21 protein-coding genes are annotated in these 22,557 nt (G+C 74.9%); 11 read left to right on the forward strand and 10 right to left on the reverse strand.

Annotation, left to right across the window (positions count from 1 at the left end; translation table 11 throughout):
* Positions 1-195: 195 nt before the first annotated feature.
* The 3 genes from GWJ10_RS16415 (at position 196) to GWJ10_RS16425 (ending at position 3,160) form a co-directional block, all read left to right on the forward strand.
* The gene (locus GWJ10_RS16415) at positions 196-1,251 is read left to right on the forward strand and encodes a putative F420-0 ABC transporter substrate-binding protein (protein ID WP_163188549.1); all 1,056 of its coding nucleotides are present in this window, start codon (positions 196-198) and stop codon (positions 1,249-1,251) included.
* A gap of 95 nt (positions 1,252-1,346) precedes the next feature.
* On the forward strand, positions 1,347-2,342 hold the full coding sequence (locus tag GWJ10_RS16420; protein ID WP_061269013.1) for a putative F420-0 ABC transporter permease subunit: 996 nt from the start codon (positions 1,347-1,349) through the stop codon (positions 2,340-2,342).
* The gene (locus GWJ10_RS16425; RefSeq protein ID WP_241005865.1) at positions 2,339-3,160 is read left to right on the forward strand and encodes a putative F420-0 ABC transporter ATP-binding protein; all 822 of its coding nucleotides are present in this window, start codon (positions 2,339-2,341) and stop codon (positions 3,158-3,160) included. The genes GWJ10_RS16420 and GWJ10_RS16425 overlap by 4 nt, the downstream gene beginning before the upstream one ends.
* A 7-nt stretch (positions 3,161-3,167) precedes the next feature.
* Here GWJ10_RS16425 and GWJ10_RS16430 read toward each other — a convergent pair whose 3' ends face one another.
* The 4 genes from GWJ10_RS16430 to GWJ10_RS19625 form a co-directional block, all read right to left on the reverse strand.
* On the reverse strand, positions 3,168-3,593 hold the full coding sequence (locus GWJ10_RS16430; RefSeq protein WP_163188551.1) for a TIGR03667 family PPOX class F420-dependent oxidoreductase: 426 nt from the start codon (positions 3,591-3,593) through the stop codon (positions 3,168-3,170).
* 2 nt (positions 3,594-3,595) lie between these two features.
* Positions 3,596-4,039 (reverse strand): CoA-binding protein, encoded by a 444-nt coding sequence (locus GWJ10_RS16435; RefSeq protein WP_021483339.1) that lies wholly within the window; start codon positions 4,037-4,039, stop codon positions 3,596-3,598.
* Between the two features lie 67 nt (positions 4,040-4,106).
* On the reverse strand, positions 4,107-4,574 hold the full coding sequence (locus GWJ10_RS16440) for an anthrone oxygenase family protein (protein WP_163188553.1): 468 nt from the start codon (positions 4,572-4,574) through the stop codon (positions 4,107-4,109).
* Positions 4,571-5,506: an NmrA family transcriptional regulator gene (locus GWJ10_RS19625; protein ID WP_241005866.1), complete on the reverse strand. Its 936-nt coding sequence runs from the start codon at positions 5,504-5,506 to the stop codon at positions 4,571-4,573. Before GWJ10_RS19625 ends, GWJ10_RS16440 begins: the two co-directional genes overlap by 4 nt.
* Before the next feature lie 131 nt (positions 5,507-5,637).
* Between GWJ10_RS19625 and GWJ10_RS16450 the strand changes: the two genes are divergently transcribed.
* Entirely contained in the window at positions 5,638-6,588 is a 951-nt protein-coding gene (locus tag GWJ10_RS16450) for an AraC family transcriptional regulator (protein WP_163188555.1), read from the forward strand.
* A gap of 4 nt (positions 6,589-6,592) precedes the next feature.
* On the opposite strand, the gene GWJ10_RS16455 is transcribed toward GWJ10_RS16450, so the two are convergent.
* Positions 6,593-7,096, reverse strand: coding sequence for a metallophosphoesterase (locus tag GWJ10_RS16455; RefSeq protein WP_163188557.1), 504 nt, complete (start codon positions 7,094-7,096; stop codon positions 6,593-6,595).
* Positions 7,097-7,146: 50 nt separating this feature from the next.
* Here GWJ10_RS16455 and GWJ10_RS16460 point away from each other — a divergent pair, with 50 nt between their 5' ends.
* The 4 genes from GWJ10_RS16460 (at position 7,147) to GWJ10_RS16475 (ending at position 9,911) form a co-directional block, all read left to right on the forward strand.
* Positions 7,147-7,581 (forward strand): nitroreductase family deazaflavin-dependent oxidoreductase, encoded by a 435-nt coding sequence (locus tag GWJ10_RS16460; protein WP_163188559.1) that lies wholly within the window; start codon positions 7,147-7,149, stop codon positions 7,579-7,581.
* The gene (locus GWJ10_RS16465) at positions 7,578-8,171 is read left to right on the forward strand and encodes an HhH-GPD-type base excision DNA repair protein (protein WP_163188561.1); all 594 of its coding nucleotides are present in this window, start codon (positions 7,578-7,580) and stop codon (positions 8,169-8,171) included. Before GWJ10_RS16460 ends, GWJ10_RS16465 begins: the two co-directional genes overlap by 4 nt.
* Positions 8,172-8,232: 61 nt before the next feature.
* On the forward strand, positions 8,233-9,444 hold the full coding sequence (locus GWJ10_RS16470) for an AI-2E family transporter (RefSeq protein ID WP_082774757.1): 1,212 nt from the start codon (positions 8,233-8,235) through the stop codon (positions 9,442-9,444).
* A gap of 101 nt (positions 9,445-9,545) precedes the next feature.
* A complete protein-coding gene (locus GWJ10_RS16475; protein WP_163188563.1) occupies positions 9,546-9,911 on the forward strand; it encodes a VOC family protein in 366 nt (121 codons plus the stop codon).
* A gap of 28 nt (positions 9,912-9,939) precedes the next feature.
* On the opposite strand, the gene GWJ10_RS16480 is transcribed toward GWJ10_RS16475, so the two are convergent.
* The 3 genes from GWJ10_RS16480 to GWJ10_RS16490 all read right to left on the reverse strand — a co-directional run bounded on the left by GWJ10_RS16480 (position 9,940) and on the right by GWJ10_RS16490 (position 12,332).
* A complete protein-coding gene (locus tag GWJ10_RS16480; RefSeq protein WP_163188565.1) occupies positions 9,940-10,329 on the reverse strand; it encodes a hypothetical protein in 390 nt (129 codons plus the stop codon).
* Positions 10,330-10,395: 66 nt separating this feature from the next.
* Complete coding sequence (gene cofE, locus GWJ10_RS16485; protein ID WP_163188567.1) at positions 10,396-11,319, reverse strand: coenzyme F420-0:L-glutamate ligase; 924 nt, start codon at positions 11,317-11,319, stop codon at positions 10,396-10,398.
* Positions 11,316-12,332, reverse strand: coding sequence for a TIGR03557 family F420-dependent LLM class oxidoreductase (locus GWJ10_RS16490; RefSeq protein ID WP_163188570.1), 1,017 nt, complete (start codon positions 12,330-12,332; stop codon positions 11,316-11,318). The genes cofE and GWJ10_RS16490 overlap by 4 nt, the downstream gene beginning before the upstream one ends.
* Before the next feature lie 215 nt (positions 12,333-12,547).
* Between GWJ10_RS16490 and GWJ10_RS16495 the strand changes: the two genes are divergently transcribed.
* Both GWJ10_RS16495 and valS read left to right on the forward strand, forming a co-directional pair.
* On the forward strand, positions 12,548-15,655 hold the full coding sequence (locus tag GWJ10_RS16495) for a M66 family metalloprotease (RefSeq protein WP_163188572.1): 3,108 nt from the start codon (positions 12,548-12,550) through the stop codon (positions 15,653-15,655).
* A gap of 95 nt (positions 15,656-15,750) precedes the next feature.
* Positions 15,751-18,579: a valine--tRNA ligase gene (gene valS / locus GWJ10_RS16500; RefSeq protein WP_163188574.1), complete on the forward strand. Its 2,829-nt coding sequence runs from the start codon at positions 15,751-15,753 to the stop codon at positions 18,577-18,579.
* 75 nt (positions 18,580-18,654) lie between these two features.
* Here valS and GWJ10_RS16505 read toward each other — a convergent pair whose 3' ends face one another.
* Both GWJ10_RS16505 and GWJ10_RS16510 read right to left on the reverse strand, forming a co-directional pair.
* Entirely contained in the window at positions 18,655-19,854 is a 1,200-nt protein-coding gene (locus GWJ10_RS16505; protein ID WP_034655925.1) for a Vms1/Ankzf1 family peptidyl-tRNA hydrolase, read from the reverse strand.
* Between the two features lie 185 nt (positions 19,855-20,039).
* Entirely contained in the window at positions 20,040-20,390 is a 351-nt protein-coding gene (locus GWJ10_RS16510) for a chorismate mutase (RefSeq protein ID WP_021482739.1), read from the reverse strand.
* A gap of 107 nt (positions 20,391-20,497) precedes the next feature.
* On the opposite strand from GWJ10_RS16510, the gene GWJ10_RS16515 reads away from it, so the two are divergent.
* Positions 20,498-22,315, forward strand: coding sequence for an AMP-dependent synthetase/ligase (locus GWJ10_RS16515; RefSeq protein ID WP_163188576.1), 1,818 nt, complete (start codon positions 20,498-20,500; stop codon positions 22,313-22,315).
* Positions 22,316-22,557: the final 242 nt, after the last annotated feature.

A 22,557-nucleotide genomic window follows, 5' to 3' on the forward strand; every position in this document is an offset into this window, starting at 1 on the left:
ACGCACACTCTGTCACGGTCGCGTGTGTAGGCTGGACGACGGACCGCGAACCCCTCGATCGTTCGCCGGAGCGACCTCGTCCTTGGGTCGCGGGTCCGCCCGACGCGAGATGGCGCGTCCGACCCTGGAGAGCCCGCGTCCCCGCCCGGGGACCGCCGTCCGGCTCTCTCCCCGCCTCGCACCCGGAGCAGCTCCGTGCCCTCGCGTCCCACGCCGTCCCCTGCCTCTCGCCGACCCGTCCGCGCCGCCGTCGGCGCGGCGGCGCTCGCCCTCGCGCTCGCCGCCTGCTCGTCCGGCACGACGCCCGGGGGCGACCCGACCTCTGCGGGCGGCGCGACGTCGTCGAGCACGCCCGGGAGCACCGCGTACCCGCTCACGCTCGACGACTGCGGGTTCGAGGTGACGTTCGACGCCGCGCCCGAGCGCGTCGTGACGATCAAGTCGAGCACCACGGAGATGCTCCTGGCCCTCGGGCTCGGCGACCGGATCGTCGCGAGCGCGTTCGCCGACGGGCCGGTGCCCGAGTCGCTGGCCGACGCCGCCGCGGACGTCCCCGCCGTCATGGAGCCGCTCTCGGACCAGGTCCCGGGTGCCGAGGCGGTCCTGGAGACCGAGCCCGACCTCGTGTACGCGGGCTGGGAGTCCAACCTCACGGCCGACGGCGCCGGCGACCGCGAGACCCTCGCGCAGCTCGGCGTCGCGACCTACGTCTCCCCCGCCGCGTGCAAGGCGCCGGAGTACATGCCCGACCCGCTGACGTTCGACGACGTGTTCGCCGAGATCACCGAGGTCGGCACGATCTTCGACGCGCAGGACGCCGCGGCGGACCTCGTCGCGGAGCAGCGCGCGACGCTCGACGGCGTCGTCCGCGACGACCGCGGCCTGACCGCCCTGTGGTACTCGTCGGGCGACGACATCCCGTACGTCGGGGCGGGCATCGGCGCGCCGCAGATGATCATGGACGCCGTCGGGCTCGAGAACGTGGCGGGCGACGTGCACGACACCTGGACGTCGTACGCGTGGGAGGAGGCGGTCGCCGCCGACCCGGACGTGCTCGTCCTCGTCGACGCCGCCTGGAACACCGCCGAGGCGAAGATCGAGCGGCTCGAGTCCAACCCGGCCACGGCCGAGATGACGGCCGTCCGCGAGGGCCGCTACCTGACGATCCCGTTCCCGGCGACCGAGGCGGGCGTGCGCAACGTCGACGCCGTCGTGGACCTCGCCGCGCAGCTGGAGGCGCTCGACCTGTGACGACCCTGCGCACCCGGCCCGCGCCCGCCGCGGCCGACCGTCGCCCGGACGGCACCGGCCCGGCCGGTCGCGCGCGGCGTGGCGCGGCCTGGTGGGTGCCGGCCGGCGTCGTCGCGCTCGTCGCGACGGTGCTCGTCACGGTGACGATCGGGCCGGCCGACCTCGCCGTCGGCGAGGTGTGGCGCTCGGTCGCGACGCACCTCGGGCTCGGCGGGCTGCTGGGCCTGGAGCCGCTCGGCGCCCTGCAGGACGGCATGGTGTGGCAGCTGCGGCTCCCCCGCGTGCTCACCGCCGCGGCCGTGGGGGCCGGTCTCGCCGTGTGCGGCGTCGTCATGCAGTCGCTCACGCGCAACCCGCTCGCCGACCCGTACCTGCTCGGGCTGTCGTCCGGCGCGTCGCTCGGCGCGGTGCTCGTGCTGGTCGCGGGCTGGACGGTCCTGCTCCCCGTCGCGGCCTTCGGCGGCGCGGTGCTCGCACTCGTCGCCGCGCTCGGGCTCGCGGGCGCGCTCGGGGCGCTCACGCCCACGCGGACGGTGCTCGCCGGGCTCGCGGTGAGCCAGCTCGCGGCGGCCGCGACGAGCTTCGTCATCTTCTGGTCCGCGACCGGCGACTCGTACCGCGAGATCCTGTCGTGGCTCATGGGGTCCGTCGCGGGCGCGACGTGGACCTCCGTCGCGGTCGCGGGCGGCGCGACGCTCGTGCTCGGGACGTTGCTCGCGTCGACCGGCTCGGTGCTCGACGCCTTCACCTTCGGCGACACGGCGGCCTCCGCGCTCGGGGTCGACGTCGCGCGCGTGCGCTGGACGCTCCTCGTGGGCGTCGCGCTGCTCACCGGCGCGCTCGTGTCCCAGTCGGGGTCCATCGGGTTCGTCGGCCTGATCCTGCCGCACGCGGTCCGGCTCCTCACCGGCGCGCGGCACCGCCTGCTCCTCCCGCTCTCCGCGCTGTTCGGCGCGACGTTCCTCGTCTGGGCCGACACGCTCGCGCGCACGGTCTTCGCGCCGCGCGAGCTGCCCGTCGGCATCGTCACCGCCGCGATCGGCGCCCCGGTGTTCGCCCTGCTGCTGTGGCGCGGACGGAGGACCGCGTGAGCGCCCCCGCCGTCGTGGGCACGACCGGGCTCGACGCGGAGCGCGTGTCGTGGTCGGTCGACGGTCGCCTCGTCCTCGACGGCGTCGACTGCACCGCGCCCGCGGGTGCGGTGAGCGGGCTGCTCGGCCCGAACGGCTCCGGGAAGTCCACGCTCCTGCGCGTGCTCGCGGGCGTCCGGGCGCCGTCGGCGGACCCGGGCCGGGACGGCGCCCGCGTGCGGTTCGACGGCGCCGACCTGCTCGCGCTGCCGCGTCGGCAGCGGGCGCGGGTGCTCGCGCTCGTCGAGCAGGACGCGACGACCGACCTCCCGCTCTCCGTGCTCGACGCCGTGCTGCTCGGCCGCATCCCGCACCGCTCGCTCCTCGCGGGCGACTCCGCGACCGACCGCGAGCTCGCCCGGGCGGCGCTCGCCCGCGTCGGGATGGCGGGGTTCGCGGACCGTGAGGTCGCGACGCTCTCCGGCGGCGAGCGCCAGCGCGTGCACCTCGCGCGCGCCCTCGCGCAGGAGCCCGCGCTCCTGCTGCTCGACGAGCCGACCAACCACCTCGACATCGCCGCGCAGCTCGACACGATGCGCGTCCTGCGCGACCTCGCGGACGGCGGCGTCACCGTGCTCGCCGCGCTCCACGACCTCAACCTCGCGGCCCAGACGTGCGACCACGTCGTCGTGCTGGCGGACGGCCGCGTCGTCGCGGCGGGCGACGTCCACGACGTGCTCGTGCCCGACGTGCTGGACCCCGTCTACGGCGTGCGGTGCGAGGTCCTCACGCACCCGCGCACCGGCAGGCCGGTGCTGACGTTCGAGCCCCCGGCCTGAGGGACCCTCAGAAGCCGCGCAGCCGTTCGAGGCGCACGCGCAGCGTCACGGCGTAGTCGTCGTGGAAGCCGTCGGGCGTCGTGCCGAGGCCGCGGATGCCGTCGTCGTACTTCGCGTCGTACGCCGCGCGCTCCGCGGCCGAGAGACCGTCGTCGTCGACCGACGCCGTGCCGGTGAGCACGACGACGTCGCCGCCCGACGGGGTGCTGTTGAGGTGCACCGCGACGCGGGGGTTCGCGCGGACGTTGCGCAGCTTGGCCGTGCGCGGCTGGGACTTCACGACGATCTCGTCGGCACCGTCCCAGCGGAACCAGACCGGCGTCGGCTGCGGCGTGCCGTGCGGGTCCACCGTGACGAGCCACACGACCTGCTCGTCGGCGAGCCGCGCCGCAGCGCCTGAGCCGAGGCGCGTCGTGGTGTCGACCGCGGGCACGGTCAGGCCTCCTCGGCCGCGGCGAGGCGCGGCAGCTCGATCGCGGGGCAGCGGTCCATGACCATGTCGAGGCCCGCGTCGCGCACGCGCCGCGCGGCGTCCTCGTCGATCACGTCGAGCTGGAACCACACCGCCTTCGCGCCGATCGCGATCGCCTGGTCGGCCACGTCGCCCGCGAGCTCGGACCGCACGAACACGTCGACGACGTCGACGGGGAACGGGACGTCCGCGAGGCTCGCGTACCCCTGCTCGCCGTGGACGGTCTCCGCCGACGGGTGCACGGGCACGACCCGCTTGCCGTGCTGCTGCAGCACGCGCGCGACCCCGTACGCGGCGCGCGCGGTGTTGTTCGACAGGCCGACGACGGCCCAGGTCTCGGTGCCCTCCAGGACCCGACGGACGGTGTCCTGCTCGTCGGCCGGCACGGCCGCTGTGACGTCGCTCATGTCGTGCGCAACCGGGTCCCGGCCGCGGCTATTCCGCGGCGGGACCCGGCGCGGGCACCCGCGCACCTCAGACCAGCGCGAGGGCGAGCAGCGCACTCGACGCCGCGCCGGCCACCGTGCGCACGTGGTTCCACGCGAGCCAGCGCGGGAGGAACGCCGTCCACGCCGCCGCCAGGTCGCCCTCGCGGGCCGCGGCGTCGAGCCGCTCGTTGACCGGGACGTTGCCCACGGCCGTCACGCCGAGGATCCCGACGACCGCGACGACCGCGCCCGCGAGCGCCCGCCCCGCCCCGGAGTCCCCGCCGACGAGCCCGACGACGGCCGCCGCCGCGGGGAGCAGGACGCTCGCGGCGAGCAGGAGCATCAGCGGCGGCCGGAGCGCGTCGCGGTTGATCGCGACCATCGCGGCTCCGCCCTCGCCCGGCGGGAGGCGGCGCAGCCCGCCCATCACGAACGTCGAGAACGCGAAGAGCACGCCGCCCGCGAGCCCCGTCGCGACGGCGGCCGCCACGACGAGGGTCGCGAACGCGGTCATGGCGTGGTCTCCACCGTGCGGGTGCCGGCGCCGGTGCCTGCGACCCACGCGCCCGCCTCGCGGGCCGCGTACTCGCGGAAGTCCCGCGGCTCGCGGCCGAGCGCGACGCGGACGCCGTCGGTCACGGGGGTCCCGCGCCCGTCGAGCACCTCGGTGAAGAGGTACCGCATGAGGTCGACGACGTCGTCGGGCAGCCCGGCCGCAGCGAGGCCCGCGACGAACGCCTCCATGGCGACGGGCTCGTAGCGGACGCCGCGCCCGCTCGCGGCGGCGATCTCCGCGACCGCTTCGTGGAACGTCAGCGCGCGCGGCCCGGTGAGCTCGAGGACGCGCCCCGCGAGGGCATCGTCCGTGAGGGCCGCGACCGCGACGTCGGCCACGTCCTCGAGGTCGACGAACGGCTCCGCGACGTCGTCGACCGGGAGCGCGAGGACGCCGTCGAGCACGGGCTCGAGGAGGAAGCTCTCGCTGAAGTTCTGGTCGAAGAACGCGCACCGCACGACCGTGCGCGCCGGGAACGCCGCGCCGACGAGCTCCTCCGCGCGCTGCGCCTCGTCCTCGCCGCGCCCCGAGAGCAGCACGAGGCGGCGCGCACCGGCGTCGTGCGCGCGGGCCGCGAGACGGGCCACGGTCTCCGGGGCCCCGGGGACCGCGAGGTCGGGCGCGTACGCGACGTACACGGCCGCGGCCCCCGCGAGCGCGGGCTCCCACGTCGTGTCGTCGTCCCAGTCGAAGCGCACGTCGCCGGAGCGCGACGCCCGGCGCACGGGGACGCCGGCCGCGTCGAGCCGGTCCGCGACGCGGCGGCCGGTCTTGCCGGTCGCGCCGAGCACGAGGACGGTGCCGGGCGCAGGTGCCGGTGCGGCGGTCGGCGCCGTCGTGCGGGCGGGCGCCGCCGACGGGGCGGCGGTGGGCGGGGTCGAGGCAGGCATGGTGTCTCCCGAGGTGCGAGTGGTGGAGCGGTACGGGTCCCACCCAACCGCCGCGCCGCGAGACGTTCCATGGCCGACCGGCTCGCGCGCATACGTAATCGTCTCGCCACGCCCCGGCGTACGCTGGCGCGATGGACGTCGTCGCCGGGCTGCTCGACGGGCCGCGCGCCCGCGGGGCCTTCCTCCTGCGGAGCCACCTGCGCGCGCCGTGGGGCATGCGCATCGAGGACGAGGCGCCGCTGACGATCGTCCCCGTCCTGCGCGGGTCCGGGTGGGTCGGCCCCGGGGCCGGGGGCACGTCGTCCGACCCGGGCGAGCACGTCGCCGCGGGCGACGTCGTGCTCCTGCGCGGCCCGGACCACTACGTCGTCGCCGACGCGCCGACCACGGCGCCCCAGGTCGTCGTCGGCCCGGCGTCCGACATGTGCCGGGCGGTCGACGGCGGCCCCTCCCCCATGACCGTGCTCGGCGTGCGGTCGTGGGGCAACGACCCGGACGGCGAGACCGTCATCGTCACGGGCACGTACCCGCTCGACGGCGAGGTCGGGCGTCGGGTGCTGCGCGTCCTGCCCCAGCGCGTGGTCCTGCGCCGCGGGGACGTGGACGGGACGCTCGTCGAGATGCTCGCCCGGGAGGTCGTGCAGGACCTCCCCGGCCAGGAGGCGGTGCTCGACCGCCTCCTCGACCTCCTCCTCATCTCGTGCCTGCGCACGTGGCTCTCGCGCGACGACGCACCGGGCTGGTACCGCGCCGACGCCGACCCCGTCGTCGGGGCCGCGCTCCGGCTCATCCACCACGACCCGGCGCGCGCCTGGACCCTCGATGCGCTCGCGCGGGAGGTGGGGCTGTCGCGGGCGGCGTTCTCGCGCCGCTTCACGGCGCTCGTCGGCGAGCCGCCGATGGGCTACCTCACCGGCTGGCGGCTCGACCTGGCCGCCGACCTCCTCCTCGAGCCGGACGCGACGCTCTCCGCGGTCGCGCGCGCCGTCGGGTACGCGACGCCGTTCGCGCTGAGCGCCGCGTTCAAGCGCGTGCGCGGCGTGAGCCCGGCGGAGCACCGGGCGCGCGCCGGCGCGGCGTGAGCACTCAGCGCGCGACGGGCACGAGCTCGACGTCCCGCAGCGCGCCGTCGTCGACGACGGCCGTGAGGAACGTCCCGACCGGCTGCCGACGGCGGTCCGTCGGCGATCCGGGGTTGAGCAGGCGCAGGCCGCCCGGCGACGTGGTGTCCCAGGGGATGTGGCTGTGCCCGAACACGAGCAGGTCCACGTCCCCGAACGCGGCGTCGGCTCGACGCTCGCGCCCGTCCTTCCCGCCCGTCTCGTGCACGACGGCGAGCCGCAGCCCCTCGACCGTGGTGCGCGCCACCTCGGGCAGGCGCGCGTGCAGGTCGGGGCCGTCGTTGTTCCCCGCGACCCCGACGAGGCGCGCCGCGCGCGCCTCGAGCGCGTCGAGCAGGTCGGCGCTCACCCAGTCGCCCGCGTGCACGACGACGTCCGCGTCGTCGACCGCGCGCCACACCTGGTCCGGGAGCGCCCGGGCGCGGACCGGGACGTGCGTGTCGCTGAGCAGGAGGAGTCGGGTGGGCACGCCGCCACGATAGGTCGCGGGCCGGGGGCACGCCGGGTGACGATGGGCCCATGCCGATCCCGCGCTGGGTGACCCGCAGCAACAGGCGCTTCCTCAACCCCGTCGTGCTCCGCGTCGCGACGGGCGTCGGGCCGATGGCCGTCGTCCGCCACGTCGGGCGGCGCAGCGGGCGGGAGTACCGCACCCCGGTCTTCGCGTTCGCCTACCGCGACGACCCGAGCGGTCCGGTCCGCGTCGCGTTCGCCCTCACGTACGGCCCCGACGTGGACTGGGTCCGCAACGTCGAGGCGGCCGGGGAGCTCGTCCTCGAGCGCCGCGGCGTGGAGTACGTCGTCGACGACGTGCGTCGCGTGACCGGCGCGGACGGCCTGCGGCTCCTGCCCGGCTGGACGAGCGCGGTCCTGCGGCGCGCGGGCGTCGACGAGTTCCGGACCGGACGGCTGCGCCGTGCTCCCGGGCAGCCGGCTGCCATGATGGGGGCATGACCGACCAGCTCTGGATCACCGGCGACCCCGACGCGGACGCGCTGCTCAGCGACGACGCGTTCGCGCTCCTCGTGGGGATGCTGCTCGACCAGCAGTACCCGATGGAGCACGCGTTCGCCGGGCCCCGCAAGATCCGCGACCGCCTCGGCTCGATCGACCCGCGCACCGTGGCGGACACCGACCCCGACGCGTTCGTCACGCTCGCCACGACGCCGCCCGCGATCCACCGCTACGGGCGCTCGATGGCCGGCCGGGTGCAGGAGCTCGCGCGCGTCGTCGTCGACGAGTACGACGGCGACACGACCCGGATCTGGACCGCGCCGGGCGCGGACGGCGAGCCGACGGGCGCGGAGGTGCTCGCGCGCCTGCGGGCGCTGCCCGGGTTCGGCGACCAGAAGGCGCGCATCTTCCTCGCGCTCCTGGGCAAGCAGCGGGGCGTGCGGCCCGCGGGGTGGCGCGAGGCCGCCGGCCACTACGGGGACGAGGGCTCCCGCCGGTCCATCGCCGACGTCACGAGCCCCGAGTCGCTCGCCGAGGTGCGCACGTTCAAGAAGGCCCAGAAGGCCGCCGCCAAGGCCGCGAAGGGCTGACCCGCCGCGCCGCGCGCGGACGCCCGGGTGCGCGACGCACCCCGGCGGTTATCGTCGGCGCGTGACCACGACGACGCCTCCCGCCCCGGGGCTCCCTCCCGCCACGCGCACGCTCCTGGCCCTCGCCGCCGGCGTCGTCGTCCTCGCCGGGGTCCACGCCGCCCGCGAGGTCCTCGCCCCGATGTTCCTCGCCGCGGTCATCGTCATCATCTGCCACCCCGTGCGCTTCCCCCTGGAGCGTCGGGGCTGGCCGCGGTGGGCCGCGACGTCCGCCGTCGTCACGGTCGCGTACCTCATCCTCGCGGCGCTCGTCGCGATGCTCGCGTTCGCAGGCGTCCGGTTCGTGGATCTCGTCCGCGAGTATCTCCCCGCCCTCGTGCGCGCGGTCGACGACGTGGTGGACCAGCTCGCCGCGGTCGGCATCGACACGGACATCGCCGAGGCGGCCACGTCGTGGCTCGACCCGGGACGCGTCGTCAGCCTCGCGGGCAACGTGTCCGGCATGGCCCTGGGCATCGCGACCGCGTTCTTCTTCGTGCTCGCCTACGCGATCTTCATGGCCGCCGACGCCGCGCGGTACTCCACCGCCGGCTCGGTGTTCGGCGCCGAGCGCGCCGCGACGGTCGACCGGGCGACCCGGTTCAGCGGCGGGGTGCGGCGCTACTTCGTGGTCAACGCGTCGTTCGGCGCGGTCGTCGCCGTGATCGACGGCGTCGCCCTGTGGCTCCTGTCGGTGCCGGCCCCGACCGTGTGGGCGATCCTCGCGTTCGTCACGAACTTCATCCCGAACATCGGCTTCGTCCTGGGGCTCGTGCCGCCCGTCGTCATGGCGTTCGTGGTCGGGGGCTGGCAGCTCGCGCTCGCCGTCGTCGCGGTCTACTGCGTGGTGAACGTCGTGCTCCAGGTGCTCGTCCAGCCGAAGTTCGTCGCCGACGCGGTGAACCTCAGCCTCACGTTGAGCTTCGTGTCCGTCGTCTTCTGGACGTTCGTCATCGGGCCGCTCGGGGCGATCCTCGCGATCCCGCTCACGCTGCTCGTCCGGGCGCTCGTGCTGGAGCCCGACCCGGGCTCGGGCTGGCTGCGGTGGCTCTCCGGCGACGACGCGCCGCGGCCCGCCGAGGACCTGCGCGGCACGGACTCCCTTCCCGCCGCCGACGCCGTACCGGACGGGGACGACGCCGCTCCGTCGGAGCCCGCGGACCCCGAGGCCGACCCTCAGGTGGAGCCTGAGGGTTCCGCCGTCGAGCGCTCCCCGGCGCCGGACGAGCGCTGACCCCGGTCGCACGGTCCGGCCGGGCCCTGGTGCGCGCGGCACCGCCGTCCCTAGGCTGGTGCTCGGCGGGTGTCCGCCCGTCACCGGCACGGGGAGGAACCATGGCGCACGGAGACATCACGCACATCGACATCCCGGTGAGCGACAACGGCAGGGCCACGCAGTTCTACGGCGAGCTCTTCGGCTGGCAGATCGCGGAGGTTCCCGGCTTCGAGGGCTACCCCATGTGGCAGGCCCCGAACAAGATCAGCGGCGGCGGCCTCGCCCCACGCTCCGAGGGCTTCACGAGCCCGCGCAGCTACATCGAGGTCGACTCCATCGAGGAGACGCTCGCCAAGGTCCGTGAGCTCGGCGGGCGCGTCGTGCTGGAGAAGTCGCAGATCAGCCCCACCTCGTGGTGGGCCGCGTTCGAGGACGCCGACGGGAACCAGATCGGCCTCTACGAAGGCACGACGGACGCGGGCTGACCGCGCGCGGCGCGCAGCCGCACGGCCGTCAGGGTCGGGACGACAGGACGCGGCCGTCCGGGTCGTCGGGCCGGCGCGGTCGCAGCGTGGGCGGGGGCGGCCACGGGAGGTCGTAGCGCTCGACGGGGACGTCGATCGCCCCGAAGTCGTCCGTCTGCACGACGACGCCGTCCGGCGTGACCTCGACGAGCCGGACCCGCAGCGGCGGCGCGTCGTCCTGCTCGAGCACCCAGACGTCGGCGAGCCACGCGAGGCTGCTCGCGTCGAGCGCCTCCTCGGCCTCGAGCCAGTCGACCGGTCCGGTGAGCTCGTGCCCGAGCAGCGACACGGCCACCCAGGCGTCGCCCTCGGGGCGGATCCAGCCCACGTGCTCGCGGTCGTCGGGGCGGCGGTGCGCGATCCAGTCGGAGGGGAGCATCCGGGCAGGCTAGCGGCGACGACGGGGCGCACGCCAGGGGATTCGCCGCCGCGGGCGCGCCCCACCTCAGTCCGCGACCGGCTCGTTCCCGGAGCCCTCGCGGTACCCCTCGGCGAACCCGGCGCGGTAGCCGTCGGCGTACGCGGCCTCCCGCGCGGCGTCGCCCTCCTGGTCGCGGCGGGCGTCGGCCTGCCCGCGGGCGTACGCCTCGACGCTGCCCTCGCGGAACAGGTCGTCGCCCGAGCCGCGCACGAGCACACGGGCGCCCGGACCGTCCTCGCTCCCGACGTACCGCCCGAGCCCGCGCACCACGGCGACGGGCCGCCCCGCCGCCTTGCCGCGCACGAGCTCGCTCGCGGCCGCCACCTCGTCGACGACGGCGGTCACGGTGACCGACAGCGGCCGCCCGTGGGAGTCCACGCCGCCGCGCAGGTCCTCCGCGACGACGACCCCGGCGGCCCCGATGCCGATGTCGACGAGGCCGTCGCGCCACGCCCGGCCGGAGGTGTCCGTCACGACGACGCCCAGCCGGTCGAGGCCGAACCGCTCGCGGAGCGCGCCCCGCAGCCCCCGCGCGGAGGCGTCGGGGTCGAGCGGGAGCAGCAGGACCGTGCCCTCCGGGGTGTTCGACGCGTCGACGCCCGCCGCGGCCATGACGAGGCCGAGCCGGTTCTCGACGATGCGCAGCGGCGGCTGCCCGGGACGCTCGCGCGTCGCGACCACGCGCACCGTCTCGTCCGTGATCGCCTGCTCGCGGTCCGCCGCGGCCACGACGCGACCCTCGGCCTTCGAGACGACCTTGCTCGTCACGACGACGACGTCGCCCTCCGCGAGCGCCTCGCTCGCGAGCAGGTCGCCCACGAGCGCGGCGAGGTCGTCGCCCGGACGGACCTCGCCGAGGCCCTCGGGCGCCCACACCGTGAGGCGCGCGGACCGGTCGGGGCCCGCGCCGCCGTCGGGCCCGCCGGGTGCGGTGTCGTGCTCGCTCATCGCGTGAGCTTCGGGAGCACCTCGCGGCCGAAGACCTCGATCCACTCGCGCTGGTTGCGGCCCACGTTGTGCAGGTAGATGCGGTCGAACCCGAGGTCGACGAACTTCTGGATGTACGCGCGGTGCTCGTCCGGGTCGGCGGAGATGACCATGCGCCCCTCGAAGTCCTCCGGGCGCACGAGCTTGGCCATCTGCTCGAAGTCGTGCGGCGAGCGGATGTCCGCCTTGGGGAACTTCATGCCGCCGTTCGGCCACTCGGTCATCGCGTTCGCGAGCGCCTCCTCGTCGGTCGCGGCCCAGGAGAGGTGGAGCTGGAGCACCTTGGGCATCGCCTCGGGGTCGCGGCCGGACTCGCGCACGCCGTCGTCGAACTTGCCGAACAGCATGGAGATCTTCTCGAGCGGCGCTCCCACGGTGATGAGGCCGTCGGCGTGGCGGCCCGCGCGCTTCGCGGTCACGGGGCCGGCGGTCGCGACGAGGATCTCGGGGGCGACCTCGGGCATGGTCCACAGCCGCGTGGACTCCATCTTGTAGAACTGCCCGGAGTGCTTGACGTCCTTGTTGTCGAGCCCGGACTGGAACAGCTTCTTGATGACGTCGATCGCCTCGAACATGCGGTTGATGCGCTCGGGCGCCTCGGGCCAGTAGCCCGCGACGACGTGCTCGTTGAGCGCCTCCCCGGAGCCGAGCCCGAGCCAGTGCCGGCCGGGGTACATCGCGGCGAGCGTCGCCGACGCCTGGGCGACCATCGCGGGGTGCCAGCGGAACGTCGGCGCGGTGACCCCGGGGCCCAGGTCGCCCCGGGTCCGCTCGCCGAGCGCCGTGAGCACGTTCCACACGAACGACGACTCGCCCTGCGCCGGGACCCACGGCTGGAAGTGGTCGGCCGCCATGGTCCCGGAGAAGCCGTGCTCCTCCGCGTAGGCCGAGAGCGCGACGGCCTCGGTCGGGTGGAACTGCTCGAGCATGGCGGCGTAGCCGACGGTGAGGCCGGACCGGGAGGAGGACGACATGGACCGAGCCTAGGCCTCCAGGCACGACGGTGGCAGCCGCGGCGACCCGGCTGGGCGCGATGGCGGAAGAACACCACCACTGGACAGCGCGAGCGTGACAGTTCTAGTGTGAAATCACGCAGGATCGCTCACGAACATCGATTCGTGAGCAGGGCGCCGGCACGCCCCTTCGCAGAGCACGGACAACGACGTTCCGCCAGCGAGAGGACCCACCCGTGACCCGACACCAGCGTCCGCCCCGCCGCTTCGCACGCCTCGGCACGGCCGCGGCGCTCGCCCTTCTCTCGGCGGTCGGAGCGGGAACGCTCCTGGCCGCCGCCGCTGCGGCCACGGCCGCGCCGCCCTGGGCGCCGACCGGGACGGCGGCGGCCGGCGCCGTCCCCGAGGACCCGGGCCCGCTCGGCTTCTACGACACACGCGCCGACGGGTCGCCCCGCCCGGTGCGCAACGACCTCACAGGCGCGCTCGGCGCCATGGTGCAGCTCGCCCAGAGCCACACGATCGACCCCGCGGGCAACACCGCGCGCAACATGCCGACGCTCGTGGCCGAGCGCGCGGCGCTGCTCCTGGTCACCCCCACCTCCGCGGTGTCGTCGCTCACGGTCGCGGTGTCCGTGGACGGGCGGCCTCGCACGACGCTGCCCCTCGCACCCCCGAGCGCCGTCCCACGCGACGACGTGACCGACACCGAGGGTCGTCGCGACGTCGTCTACAGCAACCGGGCGTGGACCGTCGAGCTGCCCTGGGACGCGGTGGTCCCGGGCCTGTCGCTCGCGTTCACCGCGGACGGTGGACGGACGGGGACGCTCCCGGCCGCGTCGATCCAGGTCGCCGCGCCGACGGAGCTGGTCGTCAACGGCACCGAGCTGGGCATGCTGACCGACCCCCCGACGGGCAGCGGCCACGTCATGCTCGACGACACCGTGCGAGCGGCCACGGACTACTTCCAGACCATCCCCGTGTCCCGGCTCGTCGTCGCACGCTACGAACCGGTGCGCCTCGACCGCGTGATGGTGGCCTCCGGCACGATCTACACCTCCCCCGGCACCAGCGCGACGACAGGGGACGTCTACTCGGGCGACCTGCGGGAGAACGTGGGCAAGGCCCAGTTCTCCACCGGGGTCAACCTCGCGGGCTTCGGCATCCCCAGCGCCCCGATGACGCAGAACCAGCCCGGCACGTTCAACCAGCGCGTCTACCACCACTCGGCCGGGGCCTACACCAACGGCCGGGTCGTGCACGGGCTCAGCGGCGGCAACGGCATGGCGACCCTCTACGACTCCGTCGGCAACGAGTGGAGCCACGAGATCGGGCACTCGTTCGGGCTCGGTCACTACCCCGGCGTGGACGACACCAAGACCGGCGACGAGCGCGTGATCAACGCGACGCACCACAGCGAGAGCGGGTGGGGCTACATCGCCTACCGCGACCGGATGCGGTCCAACCTCGTCAACAACCAGGCTTTCGTGCCCGGGGGCATCGACGTCGCCGGCACCCCGTTCCGGCAGAGCTTCGCCGGGCTGTACAACTACCAGCGCGACGCGATGTCCGGGGGCTTCCCCACCAGCGACCTGTCGCGCTACACGCACCACACCGGGTACAGCGCGACGCGCATCCAGCAGTCGTTGCGCACCGTGGTGCCCGACCCGGCGTACCCCAGCGGCTACCGCGACTGGGACCCGGCGACCGGTGACCGCGTGGACGCCCGGGTGCGCGACGCGTCGTTCACCGCGGCGAAGCCGCGCAAGGTCGGCGTCCCCGTCATGACGGTGCTCGGGGCCTACGACCCGGCGAACCCCGCCCGCACCGCCCTCTTCCCCGCGATGCGGTCGAACTACGGCAACGTCTTCAGCCTGCCCGCCCCGGACACAGGGGCGACCGGGCCGGCACGCCAGTGCTGGGTCGAGGTCACCTACGTGGGCGGCCGCGTCGAGAACGTGTCGATCGACGCCTCCGACGGTGTGAAGCAGGTGAACCTCAATCTCGAGGAGGCCGCCGACCCGTCGCGCGCGCGCATCCTGTGCCGCGTGAACGGCACCACCACGGCGCACGGCGCCGTCTCGCTCCCCACGGACCTCGCCCCTCTGGCGCCCGCGGTGGTCGTCGGGCAGGAGGCCGGCTACGAGGCGCTCCGCGCGGTGGAGGTGCGGGAGCTGGACGCCGCGCTCGCGCCGCTCGCGGGCCAGACCGCGCCCGTGCTGGACGCGCGCACCCGCCTCCTGCTCACGAGCTGGGCCGACGACCTGTCCGGGCTCGGCACGACGGCGCGTCAGGTCGCGGACCGTGCGCTCGCCGTGCAGGCCGGGGTCACGCGGGTCGAGAGCTATGTCGCGGAGCGGCGGGCGGCGCTCCTGGGCGGAGATGCCGCCGCGAAGGACGGGCTCGCCGCGCTGGTGCGCTCGACGGGGCTCGCGGAGTCCGCCACCGCGCTGCTCCCGACCCCTGCCCGCGTCACCGTGGACGGGGGCCGGTGCCTCGACGTCGACCTCGCGGCAACCGCGCCGCGGGTGCTCGTGACAGCGGCTCCGGCGGACTGCGACACCAGCGCGGAGCAGACCTGGTTCCTCGACGCGCGCGGCGCGATCCACAGCGGCGCACGGCCCGACCTGTGCCTGGTGGCCCGCACGCCCGCGACCCTGGCGCCGTGCGAGCGCGACGCCGTCCGCCAGGAGTGGACGCACGAGGCGGACGGGCACCTCGCGAGCCGTGGTCAGCCCGGGCAGTACCTCGACCACTACCGCGCTCAGGGCACGCCCGGCCTCTGGGGACGCGCCGCCGCGGCGAACCAGCTGTGGGCCGGTCTGCCGCGGAGCACGAGCGCCGGGGTCGCGCTGCTCTCCCCCGGCACCCTCGCCACGGTGTTCGCCGCGCAGCAGCTCTACGGCGTCTCCTCCCTGCCCCTGCAGCGCGCGGACAACGGCTGGGGGCCCGTCGAGCGCGACCGGAGCAACGGCGAGGCCGCCGCGGGCGACGGCGGCGTCCTCACGGTCGCGGGTGCGACGAGCCCGGTCGGGCTCGGGGTGCACGCGGCGAGCGAGGTCGAGGTCCGCGTCGGTGGCGCCTGCACGCGCCTGACGGGCTCGGTCGGGGTCGACGCCGAGTCCGGGACCCGCGGCAGCGTCGTCGCGACGGTCCTCGCGGACGGCGTGGCCCGCTGGACGAGCCCGACGCTGCGCGGCGGCGCTGCGGCGTCGTCGTTCGACGTCGACGTCACGGGTGCGACGGTCGTGACGCTGCGGGCCGGCACGGCGGGCGACGGCGACGCCTGGGACCACGCCGACTGGCTCGCGCCGACCCTGCGCTGCGCGACGGCGCCCCGCTAGGTCGCGGCGCGGACGGCCCGGCACGCGCGTGCCGGGCCGTCCGTCACCCGGGCGAGGGCAGGACCGGGTCCGCGGATCTGGGAAGATGGTGGACCATGAGTGACTTCCCGCAGGGCGAGGCCGCCGCGACACCCTCGTCGCCCGGACCGACCGCCCCCACCGCATCCCCCGACAACGCCTCCGCGCCCGCCACGGCCGCCGACGTCGTCCGCGCGGTGGTAGCGGGCGTACCCGACCGGGTGAGCCTCGACGGGCTCGAGGACACCTACGACGCGCGCTGGGCCGAGCAGGGGACGTACGCGTTCGACCGCTCGAAGACCCGCGAGCAGGTCTTCTCCATCGACACCCCGCCGCCGACCGTCTCGGGCTCGCTGCACGTGGGCCACGTGTTCTCCTACACGCACACCGACGTCGTCGCGCGGTTCCAGCGCATGCGCGGCCTCGAGGTGTTCTACCCGATGGGCTGGGACGACAACGGCCTGCCCACCGAGCGGCGCGTCCAGAACTACTACGGCGTCCGCTGCGACCCGACGCTCCCCTACGTCGAGGGCTTCGAGCCCCCGCACGAGGGCGGCGAGGGCAAGTCCGTCAAGGCCGCCGACCAGGTGCCGGTGAGCCGCCGCAACTTCATCGAGCTGTGCGAGCGGCTCACGGCCGAGGACGAGAAGCAGTTCGAGGCGCTGTGGCGCCGGCTCGGGCTCTCGGTCGACTGGGCGCAGCACTACCAGACGATCGACGCGCGGTCCCGCACCGCGGCGCAGCGTGCGTTCCTGCGCAACCTCGCGCGCGGCGAGGCGTACCAGGCCGAGGCCCCCGGCCTGTGGGACGTGACGTTCCAGACCGCCGTCGCGCAGGCCGAGCTCGAGGCGCGCGACTACCCGGGCCACTTCCACAAGGTCGCGTTCCACCGCGTCGCGCCGGGCACCCCGGACGACGGCGCACCCGTCCTCATCGAGACCACGCGCCCCGAGCTGCTCGCGGCGTGCGTGGCGCTCGTCGCGCACCCCGACGACGAGCGGTACCAGCACCTGTTCGGCACCTCGGTGCGCTCGCCGCTGTTCGACGTCGAGCTGCCCGTCCTCGCCCACCCCGCCGCCGAGCGCGACAAGGGCGCGGGCATCGCGATGTGCTGCACGTTCGGCGACCTCACCGACGTGCAGTGGTGGCGCGAGCTGCAGCTCCCGACGCGCTCGATCATCACGCGCGACGGCCGGATCGTGCGCGAGACGCCGGACTGGATCACGTCGCGCGCCGGCCAGGGCGTGTTCGCCGAGCTCGCGGGCAAGACGACGTTCTCCGCGCGCCAGGTCGTCGTCGACGCGCTGCGCGACGCGGGCGACCTCGACGGCGAGCCCGTGCCGACCCAGCGCAAGGCGAACTTCTTCGAGAAGGGCGACAAGCCCCTCGAGATCGTCACGTCGCGCCAGTGGTACATCCGCAACGGCGGCCGCGACTGGACGACGGCCGACGGCACGACGCGCGACCTGCGCCAGGAGCTGCTGAACCGCGGCAAGGAGCTCGCGTTCCACCCCGACTTCATGCGCGTGCGCTACGAGAACTGGGTCGGCGGCCTCAACGGCGACTGGCTCATCTCGCGCCAGCGCTTCTTCGGCGTCGCGATCCCGCTGTGGTACCCCGTGCTCGAGTCGGGCGAGATCGACCACGACCACGCGATCGTGCCGTCCGAGGACGCGCTGCCCGTCGACCCGTCGTCCGACGTGCCGGCGGGGTACACCGAGGACCAGCGCGGCGTGCCGGGCGGGTTCGTGGGCGAGAACGACATCATGGACACGTGGGCGACGTCGTCGCTCACGCCGCAGATCGCGGGCGGCTGGGAGGTCGACCCCGACCTGTTCGAGCGCGTCTTCCCCATGGACCTGCGACCGCAGGGCCAGGACATCATCCGCACGTGGCTCTTCTCCACGGTCGTGCGCTCGCACCTCGAGTTCGGCTCGCTGCCGTGGAAGAACGCCGCGATCTCCGGCTGGATCCTCGACCCCGACCGCAAGAAGATGTCGAAGTCCAAGGGCAACGTCGTCACGCCCATGGGCCTGCTCGAGGAGCACGGGTCGGACGCCGTGCGGTACTGGGCGGCGTCGGCCCGCCTCGGCACGGACGCGGCGTTCGAGGTCGGCCAGATGAAGATCGGCCGTCGCCTCGCGATCAAGATCCTCAACGCGTCGAAGTTCGCGCTGTCGTTCGGGGTCGACGCCGAGACCGGGACGGGCGAGATCGTCCTCGACCCGGCGCTCGTCACCGAGACGCTCGACCGTGCGATGCTCGCGGGCCTCGCGACCGTCGTCGAGAAGGCGACCGAGGCGTTCGAGGCGTACGACCACACGCGCGCGCTCGAGGTCACCGAGACGTTCTTCTGGACGTTCTGCGACGACTACCTCGAGCTCGTCAAGGACCGCGCGTACGGTGCCGGGGCCGCGGCCTCCGACGTCTCCGCCGAGACCCGGTCCGCGCGCGTCGCGCTCGCGATCGCGCTCGACACGCTCCTGCGCCTGTTCGCGCCGTTCGTGCCGTTCGCGACGGAAGAGGTGTGGTCCTGGTGGCGCGCCTCGGAGGGCTCGATCCACCGCGCGCCGTGGCCCACGCCCGACGTCGCGCGCTCGGCCGCGGGCGACGCCGACCCGGCCGTCCTCACCGCGGCGGGCCACGCGCTCGCGGCGCTGCGCAAGGTCAAGTCGGAGGCGAAGGTGTCGATGCGCACCCCGATCCTCGCGGCGCAGGTCGCGGTGCCGGCGGCGTCGCTCCCCGGCGTCGAGGCGTCGGTCGTGGACGTCCGCAACGGCGGGCGCGTCACCGGCACGCTCGACCTCGTCGCGGCGGCCGAGGGCCAGGGCGACCCGGCCGTCCAGGGCGGGATCGTCGTCGTCTCCTCCGAGCTCGGCGAGCCAGAGGCCCGCAAGAAGGGCTGACCCCGCACGACGACAGCACGACGACGCCCTCCCCGGCCGCGGCCGGGGAGGGCGTCGTCGTCGGTGACGGTGGGCCTAGATGATCTCGCCGCGCAGCCGCGAGTCGTCGCCGGACATCGTCGCCGCGACCTCGCGCGGCGTCCCCTCGTCCGCCCAGCGGAGCGTCGCGCCCACGCCCTCGATGAGCTCGACGCTTCCCTCCGGCGCGAACGTCAGCCCGGCGTCCTGCCCGACGGCGGCCCGCACGAGCGCGACCGTGGCGGGCAGCTTCTCCAGGCCGTCGGTCACGCCGAGCGACTCGATCTCCTCGCGGGTCGCCGCGATGTGCAGCGGGCTGGGCCCGATCCACAGCGAGCGTCCGTCGAGCGCGCCGTCCTGCCCGTACTCGTCGGCCAGCACGAGCTCCTTGACCTGGCCGCGCGCGAGCACCGCGACGACGTCCTCCACGGACGTCACCGCCCCCGACTCACGGCCCTGCTCCTGGCGGAACTCGGCGAGGACCTTCTCGCGGCGACGCTCCCGGTAGCTGTCGAGCGCGTCGGCCACGTTCGCCTCGAACGAGGCCTCGTTGATCCCCGCGCCCCGGCCGCCGCCCGGGACCTCGACCACGAGCTCGGAGATCGCGTGCCCGAGCGCGCCCCGCACGAGCGGCACGGCACGCACGTCACCGGTGAGCAGCACGAGCTCGGGCCGGTACTCGGCCGCCTGGCGCTCCAGCTCCGCGGCGACCGCCTCGGCGTTGCGCTCCCAGGAGTCCTCCGCGCGGGACTCGATGCGCTTGTGCGAGAGCCCGCCCGTGCGGACCTTGTTGATGACGTCGTGGCCGCCCTCGACCGTCTCCGGCTCCGAGTAGGGCAGGTGGCCGCCTGCGACGGACCACGTGAGGTCCGCGCCCTGCCGGTCGACGACGACGCGCACGTAGTCGACCGACTCGTCCGCCGCGCGGGCCGCCTGCAGCAGCGCGGGCACGGGCCCCCAGGAGCCCTTCGTGAGCGCCGGCGGGTCCTTGACGACCCGGTCGACGAGCACGCCCGTGTCGTCGGCGATCAGCACGCGCCCGTGGGTGCCACCCACCCGCGTCGGCCGCAGCACCACCTCCTCGAGGTCGTCGAGGACCGCGTCCGGCGCGCCCTCCTGGTGCAGCTGGCGCCGCACTCCCTTCCAGCGGTTCTCGACCTCGCGGTCCCCGGCCTCGTTGGCGCGCGTCGCGTCGATGTACACCGTCGCGAAGGGGCCAGGATGGCCGAGGAGGGGCTTGAGCCAATCGATCTTCATGCGAACACCTCATGACGTCCGTCGGCGTGGCGGGAGGGCCGCCCGACGCGGCGGTGCCGACGCCGGGGGCCCGCCCTGGGTCCCCACCAGGGTCCGTCAGATCGACGGGGGTCGCCACCGCGCGTCGGGGCCGGGGGGCACCTCGCGCCGGCCTCCGGACCCCCGCCCGGCCCGCTGCCGGGCCGTCAGGAGTAGGTGTCGAGGACCGGGGTCCCCTCGCCCGAGGCGGCGTGCTCGGCGGCGATGCGCTCGTGGTGGCGGATGACCTCGTGGACGATGAACGCGCGGAACTGCTCGGCGAACTCCGGGTCGAGACCGGCGGAGCTCGCGATGCCCGTGAGCCGGGCGATCTGCTGGCGGTCCCGGTCCGGGTCCGCGGGCGGCAGCCCGCCCTGCGCCTTGAGCTCGCCCACGCGGCGCGTGAACTTGAACCGCTCCGCGAGCAGGTGCATGAGCGCCGCGTCGATGTTGTCGATGCTGTCGCGCAGGCGGAGGATCTCGTCGGGGACGGCGGGCTGCCCGGGGTCGTTCGTCACTCACCGATCCTAGGGGTGCCCGTCGGGCGTCGAGGAACTCGATACTCGGAGTACGGAGTAAAGTGGCTCGCCGTCCCTCCCTACCGTCCCACTCAGCGGAGAGTTTCATGACGGAACACACGTCGCCGAGCCTCGTCGAGGTCTCCCCCACGGCGACCATCAGCACCCTCCTCACCGACCGTGTCGCGCGCGACCCCCGGGCGACGCTCGTCGAGCGCCGCACCACCGCCGACGGTCCGTGGGAGCGCGTCACCGCGCAGGAGTTCGAGGACGACGTCGTCGCGGTCGCCCGCGGCCTGCTCGCGCGCGGCATCGAGCCCGGCGACCACGTCGCGATCATGTCGCGCACCCGCTACGAGTGGACCCTCCTCGACTTCGCCGCCTGGGCCGTGGGTGCCGTGCCCGTCCCCGTCTACGAGACGTCGTCCGCCGAGCAGGTGCACTGGATCCTGTCGGACGCCGGCGTCCGGCTCGCCGTCGTCGAGACGGCGGCCCACGCGGCCGAGGTCGCGACCGTGCGCGACCGCCTGCCCGGCCTGGAGGACGTCCTCGTCGTCGAGGACGGCGCCGTCGACGCCCTGCGCGCCGCCGGGGTCGACGTCCCGGCCGCGGAGGTCGAGCGCCGTCGGGCCGCGCAGCGCGTCGACGACCTCGCGACGGTCATCTACACGTCCGGGTCGACCGGGCGCCCCAAGGGCGTCGAGCTCACCCACCGCAACTTCGTGCACCTCGCGCTCAACGGCCGGGCCGGCCTCGCCGAGATCCTCGACGCCGACGGCGCACGCACCCTGCTGTTCCTGCCGCTCGCGCACGTGTTCGCCCGGTTCATCCAGGTCGTCGTCGTCGCGTCGAACGCGGTCCTCGCGCACTCCTGGGACACGAAGAACCTCGTCGCGGACCTCGGCTCGTTCCACCCGACGTTCCTGCTCGCCGTGCCGCGCGTGTTCGAGAAGGTCTACAACACCGCCGAGCAGAAGACCGGGACCGGCGCCAAGCGCAAGATCTTCCACTGGGCGGCCAAGGTCGCCATCACCTGGTCCCGGGCGCTCGACGCCCCGGGCGGCCCCGCGCTCGGGCTGCGCCTCCAGCACGCCGTCGCGGACCGGCTCGTCTACTCGACGCTGCGCGCCGCCATGGGCGGTCGGCTCACGTACTCCATCTCCGGCGGCGCGCCGCTCGGCGAGCGGCTCGGCCACTTCTACCGCGGTGTCGGGCTGCGCATCCTCGAGGGCTACGGCCTCACCGAGACCACGGCCCCCACGGCCGTGAACCTGCCCGGCCTGACGAAGATCGGGACGGTCGGGCCCGCGTTCCCCGGCACGTCGCTGCGCATCGACGCGGACGGCGAGCTCCTCGTCAAGGGCGACCACATCTTCCGCGGCTACCGCAACCAGCCCGAGCTCACCGCCGAGGCGCTCCAGGACGGCTGGTTCCGCACCGGCGACCTCGGCGCGTTCGACGACGACGGCTACCTGCGCATCACCGGCCGCAAGAAGGAGATCATCGTGACCGCCGGCGGCAAGAACGTCGCGCCGGCCGTTCTCGAGGACCGGCTGCGCGCGCACCCGCTCGTGAGCCAGGTCGTCGTCGTGGGCGACCAGCGCCCCTTCATCGGCGCCCTCGTCACGCTCGACGCCGAGATGCTGCCGGGCTGGCTCGCGACGCACGGCCTGCGTCCGATGGACGTCGAGACGGCCGCGCACGACGCCGACGTGCTCGCCGCGCTCGACCGCGCCGTCGCGCACGCCAACGAGGCCGTCTCCCGGGCCGAGTCGATCCGCAAGATCACCGTGCTCACGACGGACTTCACCGAGCAGAACGGCTACCTCACGCCGTCGCTCAAGGTGAAGCGCCGCCTGGTCATCGACGATTTCGCCGACACGATCGACACGCTCTACGGCTCGAAGGTCGGCGCCGACGCCTGACGACCCACCGTATGCCCCCGGCCCCCGGTCACGGTCACGGGCCGAGCAGGTGGTCCTGGCGCGTCCGGGTGACCGGACGGGCCAGGACCACCTGCTCGGCCGAGCTACATCGCCTGGTCGACGGTCGTCGGGGTCAGGCGGACTTCTCGCGCGGGGTGCGTGCTCGCGCGGTCGTGGTGCGCGGCACGATCGTGGGATTGACGTTGTCCAGCACGACCTCGCGCGTGATCACGACCCGCTCC

Origin of the sequence: Cellulosimicrobium sp. SL-1 (genome assembly GCF_011033075.1) — a bacterium.
GTDB classification, from domain to species: Bacteria; Actinomycetota; Actinomycetes; order Actinomycetales; family Cellulomonadaceae; genus Cellulosimicrobium; species Cellulosimicrobium funkei.